A 14,265-nucleotide genomic window follows, 5' to 3' on the forward strand; every position below is an offset into this window, starting at 1 on the left:
TTATGCAATGGTCGTGCTTAGGCTGTGTAATGTTGGAGTGTACGACGGACGCTTACACCATAACATGACGGCCGGGAAAGTACCGGCATCCTTTCAAACCCTGGTTATTACCGGGGTTTTTATATGGCCGATTGAGTCAGCATGACGGCCACACTCTCTTATTCCTACCTATTTTTTGCCAGTAAATCCGATTAAACCAATGGATGGATTAGTCCTTATGCAGCCTTGAAGTTACCCACAAAGCAGTAAGTGAGTCCTCCACCAGGAGAATTAAATAGCTTGATTGATAACACCGCGATAATTTCTGCTTCTGCAATCATTGAGGAGGGGGCGGTGATTGGTGCGAATGTACATATTGGTCACTTTTGTTACATTGGTTCTCAAGTCACTATTGGTTCCGGCACGGTGCTTAAATCGCATATTGTGATTAATGGTATTACCGAGCTTGGATGTGACAATTATGTTGGACAATTTTCCTCCATCGGAGAGGTTAGTCAGGATCTTAAATACAAGGGCGAGAGCACGCGAGTTGTCATTGGCAGTCGCAATTTGATTCAGCAAAATGTCACTATTCATCGCGGTACTTTACAGGGCGGTGGAGTTACACATATTGGTAATGATAATAATCTGATGAGCCATGTTCATATTGGACATGATTGCATTGTGGGCGACCATTGTTTCTTGGCATCAAATGTGGGATTGGCTGGGCATGTCGAAGTTGATGACTTTGCCATTATTAGTGCTGGCAGTGCGGTGCATCAGTTTTGTGTTATTGGCACTCATGCTTTAGTGAATATGGGGGCTTGCGTGGTGCAGGATGTCCCGCCTTATGTTATTGCACAAGGGAATCGCGCAGTGCCTGTCGGAATAAGAGGTACAGGAGTCCGCGATGATTGGCTAGACAGCAATGATCAGCAGGCGGTTAAAGGTGCTTACGAACTTATTTATCATCGAGGAAAGCGGGTGGCAGAGGTAAATAAAGAAATTGAAATATTGGCGAGAGAGTGGCAAATATTACTGCCTTATCAGCCATTTTTCAGTCGCTCTGCACGCGGCATTATTCGTTAATCAATAAAGCTGTTAGCCCAATGGCTTGGGGCGGTCAGAATATAAAAAGGCGCCCCATTTTGGGCGCCTTAAATAGATAAAGATATGTGTAAAAATTGTCAGTCAAAATAAAAGCTAGCGGCTAAACAGATCGCGTCTTTTCGGCTTAACAAATTGACTAATTAGCACTAATACTGCCATAAGCAGATAAGCGGCGAAAATGCCGACTAACCACTGCGGCATTTCCAGTGACAGGAATTCCCATTGTTTTACTGCGCAATCGCCACTGGCAACAAAGATAGCAGGGAACCATTTGTCTAGCGGTAACCATGACGGGAAGCTGACAAAGAAATCACAGGTTGTGAAAGGTGATGGATGCAACTGCAGCATCGTATGTACCCAAGCTAACTGAATGCCTCGCCATGCACTGTAAATCCAGATGAAAATAGCCAGATAGCGCAAAGGGGATTTAGGCGCGATAGCACCTAGCAGTGATGCACCAAGAATACCGAATAATGCGGCCCGTTCATAAATACACATTACGCAAGGCTGAAGCAGCATTACGTGTTGAAAATAGAGCGCAACTAATTCTAATACAAGTGCAGTCAGGGCCATTAACAGCCAAGCACCGCGCCCTTTAGAGCAGCGGTTAAGGAATTGCAACATATCTTTATTTTCCATGCAGTAAGCAATTGTACCGGCAGTGTAAACCAATTCATCTTTGCTGCCAGCTACCCAAAGGTAAAATTAGACAAAAATCAGCTATTTCTCGCGAATATCAGCCATCACGATCATCAATTTTGCTTTGGGTGAGATATTGGTTTGTTTTACCCGCCCATTTTAGCCCCTTTATACGGGATTGGAATGGGCGGGTACAGACGATAATTTAAGTCATCAGTGTGTAATGCTAACCCCCGCAACGAGATGAGGCAAACTTATCCAGCCACTTTGTACCATCCACTCTGTTGCTGGCACTAATAAGAACTCAACACCGAGCAGGCCGACAATTGTCATCACAATAGTATAAGGCAGGGCCATATACACCATTCGACCATAGGATAGGCGAATTAATGGGGCGAGTGCTGAGGTCAACAGGAACAAAAACGCGGCCTGCCCATTAGGTGTGGCAACAGAGGGGAGGTTGGTACCGGTATTGATAGCGACGGCCAATAATTCAAACTGTTGGAGTGAAATAATACCCAATTCAAATGCCTTCCGTGCTTCATTGATGTACACCGTGCCGACAAAGACATTGTCAGAGACCGAGGACAGTAAGCCGTTAAACAAATAAAACAGGGATAATTGAGCTGACGGTGAGGATTGTAAAACAAACTGAATAATTGGGGTGAATAAATTTTGCTCAATAATTACTGCGACCACGGCGAAAAACACCGTCAGCAACGCAGTGAAAGGCAATGCTTCTTGAAATGCTTTACCCAGCGCATGTTCACTGGTGATGCCGCAGAAAGAGGTGGCGAGAATAATCACCGACAGCCCCACTAAGCCCACTTCAGCTAAATGTAATGCCAACGCGAGCACCAACCAGACGCCAATTAATGCTTGTACCAGCAGCTTCACTTTTTCCTGCCGATTTCGTTTGGCGCTAGCTTGTTGGTCATAATCCGTCAGAACATGGCGTACTCGCTCAGGTAGCTCCGCACCATAGCCAAACAGCTTAAAACGCTCGACCAACACGCAGACCAACAGTCCGCAAAACAGCACTGGCAGAGTGACCGGCAACATCCGCATAAAGAAATCACCAAAATTCCAACCGGCACTTTTGGCGATAATCAGGTTTTGCGGCTCACCCACCATGGTCATTACGCCCCCCAGCGCCGTCCCCACGCCAGCATGCATCATGAGGCTGCGCAAGAATGCTCGGAATTGTTCCAGTGTTTTGCGATTTTCCTGACTGTCTATCCAACTATCATCATTGATGTCTTTATCCGAATGATTTGATGTAACGTGATGATAAATAGTATAAAAACCAACGGAGACACTAATGACGACGGCGATAACGGTCAGCGCATCCAGGAATGCTGAAAGGAAAGCAGCCGCAACACAGAATGCTAATGATAGAGCGATTTTTGAGCGGATATTCAGCAGCAGTTTGGTAAAGATAAACAGTAATAACTGCTTCATAAAATAGATGCCCGCCACCATAAACACCAGTAACAGCAGGACTTCGAGGTTATTGGCAATTTCTTCGGCTACCTGATTCGGGCTGGTCATCCCGATAGCGACGGCTTGAATGGCTAATAAGCCTCCGGGTTGTAATGGATAACATTTTAGGGCCATTGCCAGTGTAAAAATAAACTCAATAACCAGCATCCAACCGGCAACAAAAGGACTGACAAAGAAGAATACCAGCGGATTAATAATGAGAAACGCTATAATTGCCAGCTTGTACCAATCGGGTGCACTCCCCAGAAAATTTTTCAGTACGGCCTGTCTAATGGTCATTTCCATTGTGAGTCACGGTCTCCTTAATAAGTTATTATGGTGTTATTACTGCCCAATGTTACATTTTACTTTACGTTATTTGCCTAAAAGCAATAGGTATAATCTGTTCATCATTACATCTGCGCCATTTTTGCAACTTTATGACTGCTTTCACCATTTGTTCGGCTCTGGAGCTATATCGCAATACAGTCGTCTGGTATGATGAGCGCACTAAATTGCTGATATGTATCGCTACGGAACGTCAAAAAATATGGTTATAAAGGCGCAAAGTCCTGCCGGTTTCGCGGAAGAGTATATTATTGAAAGTATTTGGAATAATCGCTTCCCTCCAGGCACTATTTTGCCCGCGGAACGCGAACTTTCAGAACTGATTGGAGTCACTCGCACAACATTACGCGAAGTGTTACAACGGTTAGCCCGCGATGGCTGGCTTACTATTCAGCACGGTAAACCGACGAAAGTAAACAACTTTTGGGAAACATCCGGCCTTAATATTCTAGAGACACTGGCGCGGCTTGACCACGACAGCGTGCCACAATTGATAGACAACTTACTGGCTGTTCGAACTAATATCGCTACCATCTTTGTCCGGACGGCTATTCGCAATCATCCGGAAAAGGCGCAGGAGATTCTGGCGCAAGCGCAAACAGTTGATGATAACGCTGAGTCTTTCACCGCACTGGATTACGGTATTTTCCGTGGTTTAGCTTTTGCTTCGGGTAACCCAATCTATGGTTTAATCCTGAATGGTTTGAAAGGGCTTTATACCCGTGTTGGCCGTTATTATTTCTCGAATCCAGAAGCGCGTAAGTTGGCACTGACATTTTATAGCAAGTTATCGACACTTTGTGATGAGAAAGCCTACGACCAAGTGTTGGACTGCCTACGAACTTACGGTAAAGACAGCGGAGCTATCTGGCACAGTATGCAAAGCACCATGCCAAGTGATTTGACGGAAGTCCGCCGCTAGACGAAAACGCGGTGAAGCAGAAAAGTAAAAGGGGCTATTAGCCCCTTTTTTACAATTCTTATTCAATAAGACGGCCAATATTAGAGCTTATTGGCTCTGGGTGGGACGCTGTCGAGCAATTCAATACTGCCATCATCATTGAGTTGCTCCATATGGATATCAAATCCCCATAAGCGGTGGATATGTTTCATCACTTGCTGGCGGCTTTTATCCAATGGTGCGCGGTCATGAGGGATATAGCGCAGTGTCAGAGAGCGATCCCCGCGTAAATCAACATTCCATACCTGAATATTAGGCTCATGATTACTCAAATTATATTGAGCAGACAATTCATTGCGGATAGCACGATAGCCATCTTCATTATGAATCGCCGAAATTTCGAGATAGTTATGCTTGTCATCATCTAACACCGTGAAGAGACGGAAATCACGCATCACTTTCGGTGATAAGAACTGGCTAATGAAACTTTCATCTTTAAAATCGCGCATAGCAAAATGCAGAGTATCCAGCCAATCTTTACCGGCAATATCCGGAAACCAGTAATAATCCTCCTCGGTAGGAGACTGGCAGATGCGTTTAATATCCTGGAACATGGCAAACCCAAGAGCATAAGGGTTAATACCGCTGTAATAAGGGCTGTTATACGGCGGTTGATACACAACATTGGTGTGGCTGTGTAAGAACTCCATCATAAAGCGATCACTGACCCGGCCTTCATCATATAAATGGTTAAGAATGGTGTAATGCCAGAAAGTCGCCCAGCCCTCATTCATTACTTGGGTCTGTTTTTGTGGATAAAAATACTGGCTGACTTTACGCACAATTCGCAGTATTTCCCGCTGCCATGATTCGAGCAGTGGGGCATTTTTCTCCATAAAGTAAAGCAGGTTCTCTTGCGGCTCACTGGGGTAGCGCTGTGCTTGGGCTTGCACTTCTTCCCGGTCTTTTCGTGGTAATGTTTTCCACAATGAATTGACCTGGCTTTGCAGATATTCCTCCCGGCTTTTCTGGCGCGCAGTTTCTTCAACTAATGATATTTTTTGCGGGCGTTTATAGCGGTCAACGCCATAATTCATTAGTGCATGACAAGAATCGAGCAGCCGCTCAACTTCTTCTACACCATAGCGTTCTTCGCATTCACTGATGTAATGGCGGGCAAACAGCAAATAATCAACAATGGAGCTGGCATCCGTCCATGCGCGGAATAAATAGTTATTCTTAAAGAAAGAATTATGACCATAACAGGCGTGAGCCATCACCAAGGCTTGCATGGTAATGGTGTTTTCTTCCATTAAATAAGCAATACAAGGATTGGAGTTAATCACAATCTCATAGGCTAAGCCTTGCTGGCCGTGCTTATATTTTTGCTCGGTTTCGATAAACTTTTTACCGAAAGACCAATGGGTATAGTTAATCGGCATACCAATACTTGAATAGGCATCCATCATTTGTTCTGAGGTGATGACCTCTATCTGATGGGGGTAGGTATCAAGCCGGTAATGTTTTGCCACTCGGTCGATTTGATCCAGATAGACCTGTAACAGTTCAAATGTCCAGTCCGGGCCGTCAGTCAGGCGCTTATCCTGCGCGGTGTTTTTCGATGTTGAAGTTGTCATTAGCGCATCCTCACGGTTTATAACCCTGCAAAATACTGGTCACTTCAATAATCCTAGCTCAATATGAACAAATTGAGGCCTGTCTTGACCTTATGTCAATGAATATCCGTTATCTTTCACACGACAGGTATTTTGACGACTCTTATCTATTTTAATTTAGATTATTTTTTACCGGCAGAATCAACAATCTTAAAAAAGATTTTATTGGATTATTATTCTGAACAACCACTGCCTGGCTAGAATATAAAACTAATAAAATTGACTTCCGCAACATGCTGATTATTCATGCTGTTAATAGGGATAATTAGGGCGTTGTTCAGTCATTCTTTCGTATAACTCGCTAAAAGCAGCATCATATCGCTATTTTCCTCCCGCTATTGAATTGAAAAGTTATTGCGGCGTAAATTAATTGTGAATGTAATCACAATCTATCATTAATATGTTGGATAGTTTTTTCTGCTGGGTTAATTTTCTGTCAACGGAATATTATGCTTTTGATGCATTTTTGGTGTGGGAGATGATATGCGCATTGTCATTTTAGGAAGTGGTGTGGTGGGTGTCGCCAGTGCCTGGTACTTAGCGAAAGATGGGCATGATGTTACGGTGATTGACCGGCAGGACGGGCCAGCTCAGGAAACCAGCGCCGGTAATGCGGGCCAAATATCACCGGGTTACGCCGCCCCTTGGGCCGCCCCCGGAGTCCCATTAAAAGCCATTAAATGGATGTTCCAACGCCATGCGCCATTGGCTGTTCACCTTGATGGCAGCGCCGCCCAGTTGTGCTGGATGTGGCAAATGCTAAGAAACTGCGACACTTCCCACTATATGATTAACAAAAGTCGGATGGTGCGCCTGGCTGAATACAGCCGAGATTGTTTAAAAGATCTGCGCGAAGACACAGGTATTCAATATGAAGGGCGTCAGGGCGGAACTCTGCAATTATTCCGAACTGAACAGCAATTTAATAATGCGGCCAAAGATATTGCGGTATTGGATGACGCGGGGGTGCCGTATTCACTATTAACTGCGGACCAACTGGCCAGCGTGGAGCCGGCATTGGCAAAAGTCTCACATAAACTCGCCGGCGGTTTACGTCTCCCTAATGATGAAACTGGCGACTGCAAATTGTTTACTGAGCGGCTGGCAAAAATGGCCGAGCAGGCGGGGGTGAAATTTATCTTCAATCGCTCAGTGGATAAATTGCTGGTGGATGGCGATCAAATTGCGGGGGTGTTGTGCGGCGACGATATTATGACAGCCGATGCTTATGTCGTGGCTTTTGGCGCTTATTCTACCGCGCTGCTGGCGGGGTTGGTGTCGATCCCGGTTTATCCGTTAAAAGGTTACTCGCTAACTATTCCCATCACTAACCCGGCTTCTGCGCCATTTTCTACCGTGCTGGATGAAACCTACAAGATTGCCATTACCCGTTTTGATGACCGTATTCGGGTGGGCGGCATGGCGGAAATCGTGGGCTTCAATACCCAACTGGAACAGGCACGGCGAGAAACACTGGAAATGGTGGTCGGCGATTTGTATCCCGATGGCGGCAATATCAGTCAGGCCACATTTTGGACCGGTCTGCGGCCGATGACGCCGGACGGTACGCCGATTGTGGGGCGAACTTCACTGAAAAATCTCTACCTCAATACCGGCCACGGCACCTTGGGTTGGACCATGGCCTGCGGTTCAGGCCAATTATTGGCCGATATCATGTATGGTCGGCGTCCTGCTATTTTTGCTGATGATCTTTCGGTCTTCCGCTATAGCGCCGGTTTTCGGCCGTTGAATATGACGCCATTGCAAGATATTCATCCCGTGCGCTAATACAATCCTATTGATGATAATAGTTTACTGATAATAACAACTGAATATTGTTTTGGAAGGAATAAGCATGCCTCGCCCGATATCTGCCACGCTGAATTTATCTGCACTGCACCATAATTTAAGTATTGTTCGCCAACAAGCCAAAAAAGCTAAAATCTGGTCAGTGGTCAAAGCGAATGCTTATGGCCATGGTTTAGCACGTATTTGGCCGGGGCTGGCGGGCACGGATGGCTTTGCTTTACTGGATTTAAACGAAGCTATTTTGCTGCGGGAACAGGGCTGGCAAGGGCCAATTTTACTGCTGGAGGGCTTTTTCCAGCCGCAAGATTTAGTGCTGCTGGATCATTATCGTCTGACCACGACGGTCCACAGTGATTGGCAACTGGAAGCCATTAAAGCGGCCCGCCTGACAGCTCCGCTCAATATTTATTTGAAATTCAATAGCGGTATGAATCGTTTGGGGTTCCCTGTTGGGCAAGCACCGGCGGTGTGGCAATGGGCGAAAAGCCTTAGCAATGTCGGCGAAGTGACATTAATGAGCCACTTTGCCAATGCAGATAATCCTATCGGCATAGATGAACAGTTTGCTCAGATTCAACAGGCCACGGGGCATATTTCGGCGGCTCGATGCTTTGCTAATTCGGCGGCGATATTGCGCAATCCTGAGACTCATTATGACTGGGTGCGGCCGGGGATTATTCTTTATGGCGCGTCACCCAGTGGCGATATTGCGGATATTGCGGGTATTGGTCTGCGCCCGGTGATGAGTTTATGCAGTGAAATTATTGCGGTGCAATCATTATCTGTGGGGCAAAGTGTAGGATATGGCAGCCGCTATTGCACCAGTGGGGCGCAGCGCATTGGGGTGGTCGCTTGTGGTTATGCCGATGGTTATCCACGACTTGCACCCAGTGGAACCCCGATAATGGTGGACGGCATCGTAACTCACACGGTGGGGGCTATCTCGATGGATATGCTCACAGTGGATTTAACGCCCTGCCCACAAGCGCAGATTGGCAGCAAAGTCGAGGTATGGGGCGAAAATGTGTTGATTGATAATGTGGCACAGGCTGCGGGAACGGTGGGATATGAGTTGATGTGTGCGCTGGCAAGTCGCGTTACCCTTCTGACTTGACTCGGTAGCGGTGTTAGCGGCTCTCATTATTCGGCCCGTCCATGGGCCTCGCCTCTGCGAGGCCGCTGCAAGCAGCGTTCAAATCTGCTTCCAGCAGATTTGTCACCCGAATCACTGACTCATGTCAGCTCATCGGGTCTCATTCGTTTGCTGCCTTGCTACAACGCCAATTCATATGGCTAATCGGTTTCTTATTTACCATTGAAGTGGCGTGTTAGTTTATTTTCTGCAAGTTACCGCGCACATGTTTACTGGCTCGGCGTGCCTGCCACGCCAGTAGGCAGCCCGTTAACATCACGATAGCCAATGATAATTTAGGTTCAATTGGCAAGGCCATGGCCAACAGGCCTAATCCAGCACCGCCCGCCATTTGCACAAACCCCACCAAGGCTGAGGCAACACCGGCCTCATTGGCGTAAGGTTCCAGCGCATAGCTGGTGGCCGGGCCCATCATAAAGGCTAAACCGGCGCAAGCACTGGCAACGGGCAACATGTAAACCAGCCAATGTTGCTGTACCTCAGATGATAATCCCAAGCCATAGAGCAGGCCGAAACAGCCGAGCGCCATCAATACACTACCGGTCATCAAGCAGGCCGGGCGGCCCACTTTCTGGATAATCCGGTTCGCCAAAAAGCTGACGGCCATGATCCAAAAACCATTCGCCCCGAAGACTAAGGAAAATTGCAGCGGGCTTAGCCCCGCGCCGACCATCAGGACATTGGGTGCCAACGAAACATAAGTTAATGCCATCCCCATCGCGCCGGCATTCACCAGTGCGAAAGTCAGAAAACGGTCGTCACGTAAAATGCGCAGATAGTTTTTTATCGGCAAACTTTTCACTGGCTGGGTATTGGCTGGGCGGGTTTCCGGTAGGAAGAAAATCACCAAGATTAATACCAACAACCCATACAAGGCCAGGAACCAGAATGGCGCTCGCCAGCCAAAGGCTTCGGCCAACAATCCGCCCAATAAGGGAGCCAGCGCCGGGACGATATTTAATGTGCCGTTGAGGAAGCCAAAAGCACGGGCAGCTTCATTGCCATTGAGGCGGTCACGGACACCACTAAATGCCACCACCGCCGTGCAACAGACCGCCACGCCTTGCAACAGACGCGAGCTGACAAACATCAAGGGGCTGACAGCCAGTGCGGCCATCGCGGCACCTAGCATGTAAAGGATGATACCGATGATGGCAATAGGCTTGCGGCCATATTTATCAACCAATGGCCCGGCGATCAGTTGGCCGATACCCAGCACCAGAATAAACAGGGCGATGGTGGATTGAATGAGTGACTCGCTACTGTTCAGGCCCTTGGCTATCGCGGGAATGGTCGGTAGGTAAAGGTCGATGCCCAGAGGGCCGAGCAGAATTAGGCTTAACAGTAGGAAGAGAAATTTTTGCATAACAACCATTTTTTGCATAACAACATTTTTTTGCATAACAATAATGCAACATCCAAATGACAAAGGCAGCAAGGATAAAGAATTTGCCGACAGATGAAAAGGTGGGCGGTACCCACCTTCACGCGAGTGACCCTGTAACAGTGACAATGTCACTTATGGGCGATTAAATCTGTCATTAGGTTACTACAATTAATTTTATATCTCTTGTTATTCATAAGCTAAATGTCATTTATCAGTTAATGGTGGTGCGCTGCTCCAACCACTCTTCCAACTTGGTCGCGGGCAGCGCCTCTGAAAACAAAAATCCCTGACCAATCAAGTAACCTTGCCGGCTCAGCAAAGTGCGTTGGGCTTCATTTTCGACCCCCTCAACTATCACCGACAATTGCAAACTTTCACCGATGCGAATCACTGCTTCACTCAAGGTTCGGCTGGTTTCATCATGCTCAAGGTCATGGACAAAACTTTTATCCAGCTTGATTTCATCGAGATCCAGGCGGCGTAGATAACTGAGGCTGGAATAACCAGTGCCAAAATCATCCATCGATAACCGGACGCCCAGACGATGAATTTTTTCGATAGTGGTGAAAATTGCCGGGTTACTTTCAATCAATATATCTTCAGTTATTTCCAGTGTGAGATCCTGTGGCGGCAGATGATAATGATGCAAAATATGCAAAATCATGTCCGGTAATCCGGGGTTATGGAAATTAGTCGGGGATAAGTTGACTGACACCGACGGAATGTCAATGCCCCTTAAGCGCCAGTCCGCCAGTTGCCGGCACGCGGTATCAATTGCCCACAGGGCAAGCTCGTTGATAAGGCCGCTATCCTCAGCAATAGGAATAAAATGTTGCGGCGGAATATTGCCCAATACCGGATGATTCCAGCGACTTAGCGCCTCGACACCATACAGATGACCATCCTTTAGCATCACTTGCGGCTGATAAAATAGCTCAAGGGAGCCAATATGAAATGCATGACGCAGCGCATCTTCCATATCCTGGCGTTGTTGATTGAGATTATTCATTTCTACACTGAAGAAATTGAAATGCCCATGGCCCATATTTTTCGCTTTATGCATCGCGATATTGGCATGGTTCATCAAAGTGTCTATCTCCATGCCATTTTCCGGATACAAACTGATCCCCACACTGGCCGAAGGAATAATATTCATATTGGCTATTTGACAAGGCTGAGACAACAAGCTGAGCATCTTTTCCACTCGCGCCGTGGTTTGTTGCAGGGGGCTGGAGGCCAAAATAATAATAAATTCATCACCAGACAGGCGGCCAATAATGTCATTTTTGGGCAGACTGTCGCGCAGGCGCTCGGCAATAGCGGCAAGAAATGTATCACCTGCAGCATGGCCGAGCGAGTCATTGACTTGTTTAAAACGGTCCAGATTAATCACCAGCACGGCCAGCGGATGATTCATTTCAGCCGCTAACGCAATGGCTTGTTTAGCATAAACCCAAAACTGGCTGCGATTGGGCAGCCCGGTTAATGAATCATAAAAAGCTAAATGTTGAATTTGTTTGCGTGATAGTTCCCGCTCCATGGCAAGAGAACACAAATCAGCCGTTAACTTGACCAGTTGGCGATGAAATTCACTTGGGCCTCGTACCTGTTTGTAATAAAAAGCAAAAGTCCCCAGAATTTTATCTTGGCTAGAGAGAATCGGTGTTGACCAGCATGCCAGCAGCCCGTGGGGGAGAATCAAATGGCGATAATTTTCCCATAGTGGGTCAGTGGCGATATCTTGTACTTCGACGGGTTGCTTGCGAAATGCAGCTGTACCGCAGGATCCAGCATATGGGCCGACCGGCACACAGGAGAGTGCGGCAGTATAAACCGGTGATAGAGAGGGGCCGGCAAGGAACGTAAGATAATTTTCCCCATTGATCTGTAAAATGCTGGCGGTCACCTCCGGGGCTATTCGCTCAATTTCGAGGCACAGCATAGACATCACTTCGTCGAGTGGGCGTTCCTGAACTAATGCAGCTAACACCGGATAAAGTTTCACCCACTCTCGGGTTAATTTTTGTTGTTCAATGAAAAAGGTAATGTCTTTGGCGATTTTGACCATCCGGGTCACTGAACCGTCAGGGCCGCGAACCGGCTGATAGATAGCCGCCAACCAGACAGTTGAACCGTCTTTATGTAATCGCTCAAAATGTCCTTCCAGTGATTGCCCCGCGAGTAAGTATTTTTTGATTTTTTGGTATTCTTCACTGTTGGCATAACCGGGATGACAAAACATTAAATGAGGTCGACCAATGACTTCTTCGCGTTTATAGCCAAAATAATCAAGATAGTTCTGATTAACTTCGATAATACGACCGTAAAGGTCAAACTCAATAATAGCTAATGAGTTATCTAATGCGCTTAATAAGGCATTGTTTTCGTCATAATCAGACGGCTCAGCTTTCTGCCATTTTACTGTCTTTTTTGTTTTCATTATAAATTCCCATGAAAAAGAATCGCTTGGCAGTTGTGTTGTTTGAGTGAAATCACCTATGGGGTTATTGAAATAGCACTATTTTCTAATAAACAAAATTAATGATAAATATTTAAATACTCATTAATTTATGGAATGCATAAATAATACGGCAGTCTTATTTATGTCAGTTTTATTGCTGTATCGGTATCTGGCATTAAGTTTAGTCGATAACCGGGCAGGGAAAGAGAAGATTTGTCGTGAGTATCGGGCCGTGCGGAGATTATTTTTAATGAATACCAATAACTATTATTGCTTGATAACACGTATTGCTTGATAACACGTTAAATGCCATTACCTGACAAGGGCATATCAGGTAATGGCGAGCGAGTAGATCAGTGGTTAGGCATGATTATCCATCGAACCAAAGCGGCCATTGTTAAAATCAGCGATAGCCTCGGCAATTTGCTCCTCGGTATTCATCACAAAAGGCCCGTAACCGATAATGGGTTCCTCGATTGGTTCACCACTGAGCAATAACAGCACAGCATCATTATTGGCTTCGACAATCACCTTGCTACCGGCAGAACTCAACAACACCATTTCTGCATCACGGGCAACGGCATCGCCATTAATCTGCACAGTCCCGCGCAACACAATTAGCGCGGTGTTCCAGCCATCGGGCAGTGAAAACTCAGTGCTTTTGCCCTGATTTAGCCGGATATCCCACACATTCAAGGGTGAGAAAGTCTGGGCAGGGCCATTTTCCTCAGCATAGTCCCCGGCAATGACGCGCAGACTACCCGCGCCCTCAGGCAATGTAACCTGAGGAATAGCTTCATTGCGAATGGCCTGATAACCCGGTGTGGTCATTTTGTCTTTTGCCGGTAAATTGACCCACAACTGCACCATTTCAAAAGCACCGCCGTGTTGTGCAAAGCTATCTGAATGAAACTCTTCATGCAGAATACCGCCACCTGCCGTCATCCACTGCACATCACCAGGGCCAATGATTCCACCTTTACCAGTAGAATCACGGTGCTCAACTTCACCCTGATACACAATAGTCACGGTTTCAAAGCCGCGATGTGGATGTTGCCCGACTCCACGCCGATGCTGGGTCGGGGTAAAATCCATCGGCCCGGCATAGTCCAGCAGCAGGAATGGGCTGAGTTGTTTGCCATGGCTTTGGTATGAAAACAGTGAGCGAACCGGGAAACCATCACCCACCCAATGTTGGCGCGGCGCACGATAAATACCTTGGACTTTTTTCATCGTAATCTCCTTACAACATCTTTAATAATAGAGAGCAGCCTTACAGTTCAATCTGCTTGGCTACAGATTGGGTAAAGTATATATTCA

The 14,265-nt window shown here is 46.6% G+C and carries 10 protein-coding genes; 4 read left to right on the top strand and 6 right to left on the bottom strand.

Annotation, left to right across the window (positions count from 1 at the left end):
* Positions 1-279 precede the first annotated feature (279 nt).
* Positions 280-1,068, top strand: coding sequence for an acyl-ACP--UDP-N-acetylglucosamine O-acyltransferase (lpxA, locus tag OP863_RS09275; RefSeq protein WP_038633300.1), 789 nt, complete (start codon positions 280-282; stop codon positions 1,066-1,068).
* A 114-nt stretch (positions 1,069-1,182) separates the two neighbouring features.
* Here the strand turns inward: lpxA and dsbB are convergent, their stop codons facing one another.
* Positions 1,183-1,713: a disulfide bond formation protein DsbB gene (dsbB, locus tag OP863_RS09280; protein ID WP_038633298.1), complete on the bottom strand. Its 531-nt coding sequence runs from the start codon at positions 1,711-1,713 to the stop codon at positions 1,183-1,185.
* Positions 1,714-1,941: 228 nt separating this feature from the next.
* Complete coding sequence (gene nhaB, locus OP863_RS09285) at positions 1,942-3,516, bottom strand: sodium/proton antiporter NhaB (RefSeq protein WP_038633295.1); 1,575 nt, start codon at positions 3,514-3,516, stop codon at positions 1,942-1,944.
* 244 nt (positions 3,517-3,760) lie between these two features.
* Between nhaB and fadR the strand changes: the two genes are divergently transcribed.
* Entirely contained in the window at positions 3,761-4,480 is a 720-nt protein-coding gene (gene fadR / locus OP863_RS09290; RefSeq protein ID WP_265526159.1) for a fatty acid metabolism transcriptional regulator FadR, read from the top strand.
* An 80-nt stretch (positions 4,481-4,560) separates the two neighbouring features.
* Here fadR and OP863_RS09295 read toward each other — a convergent pair whose 3' ends face one another.
* Positions 4,561-6,096, bottom strand: a complete 1,536-nt coding sequence (locus OP863_RS09295) for a SpoVR family protein (RefSeq protein ID WP_038633292.1) — start codon at positions 6,094-6,096, stop codon at positions 4,561-4,563.
* A 522-nt stretch (positions 6,097-6,618) separates the two neighbouring features.
* Between OP863_RS09295 and OP863_RS09300 the strand changes: the two genes are divergently transcribed.
* On the top strand, positions 6,619-7,923 hold the full coding sequence (locus OP863_RS09300; RefSeq protein ID WP_038633291.1) for a D-amino acid dehydrogenase: 1,305 nt from the start codon (positions 6,619-6,621) through the stop codon (positions 7,921-7,923).
* A 67-nt stretch (positions 7,924-7,990) separates the two neighbouring features.
* A complete protein-coding gene (gene dadX, locus OP863_RS09305) occupies positions 7,991-9,058 on the top strand; it encodes a catabolic alanine racemase DadX (protein WP_120011238.1) in 1,068 nt (355 codons plus the stop codon).
* Between the two features lie 214 nt (positions 9,059-9,272).
* Here dadX and OP863_RS09310 read toward each other — a convergent pair whose 3' ends face one another.
* The 3 genes from OP863_RS09310 to OP863_RS09320 all read right to left on the bottom strand — a co-directional run bounded on the left by OP863_RS09310 (position 9,273) and on the right by OP863_RS09320 (position 14,178).
* Entirely contained in the window at positions 9,273-10,463 is a 1,191-nt protein-coding gene (locus tag OP863_RS09310; protein ID WP_038639545.1) for a multidrug effflux MFS transporter, read from the bottom strand.
* 232 nt (positions 10,464-10,695) lie between these two features.
* Positions 10,696-12,924 carry an EAL domain-containing protein gene (locus tag OP863_RS09315; RefSeq protein WP_145592040.1) on the bottom strand — a complete coding sequence of 743 codons (2,229 nt, stop codon included), beginning with the start codon at positions 12,922-12,924 and terminating at the stop codon, positions 10,696-10,698.
* Positions 12,925-13,305: 381 nt separating this feature from the next.
* Positions 13,306-14,178: a pirin family protein gene (locus OP863_RS09320; protein WP_038633282.1), complete on the bottom strand. Its 873-nt coding sequence runs from the start codon at positions 14,176-14,178 to the stop codon at positions 13,306-13,308.
* Between the last annotated feature and the right edge of the window lie 87 nt (positions 14,179-14,265).

The organism is Yersinia sp. SCPM-O-B-9106 (C-191) (assembly GCF_026183365.1).
Taxonomy (GTDB): domain Bacteria; phylum Pseudomonadota; class Gammaproteobacteria; order Enterobacterales; family Enterobacteriaceae; genus Yersinia; species Yersinia rochesterensis.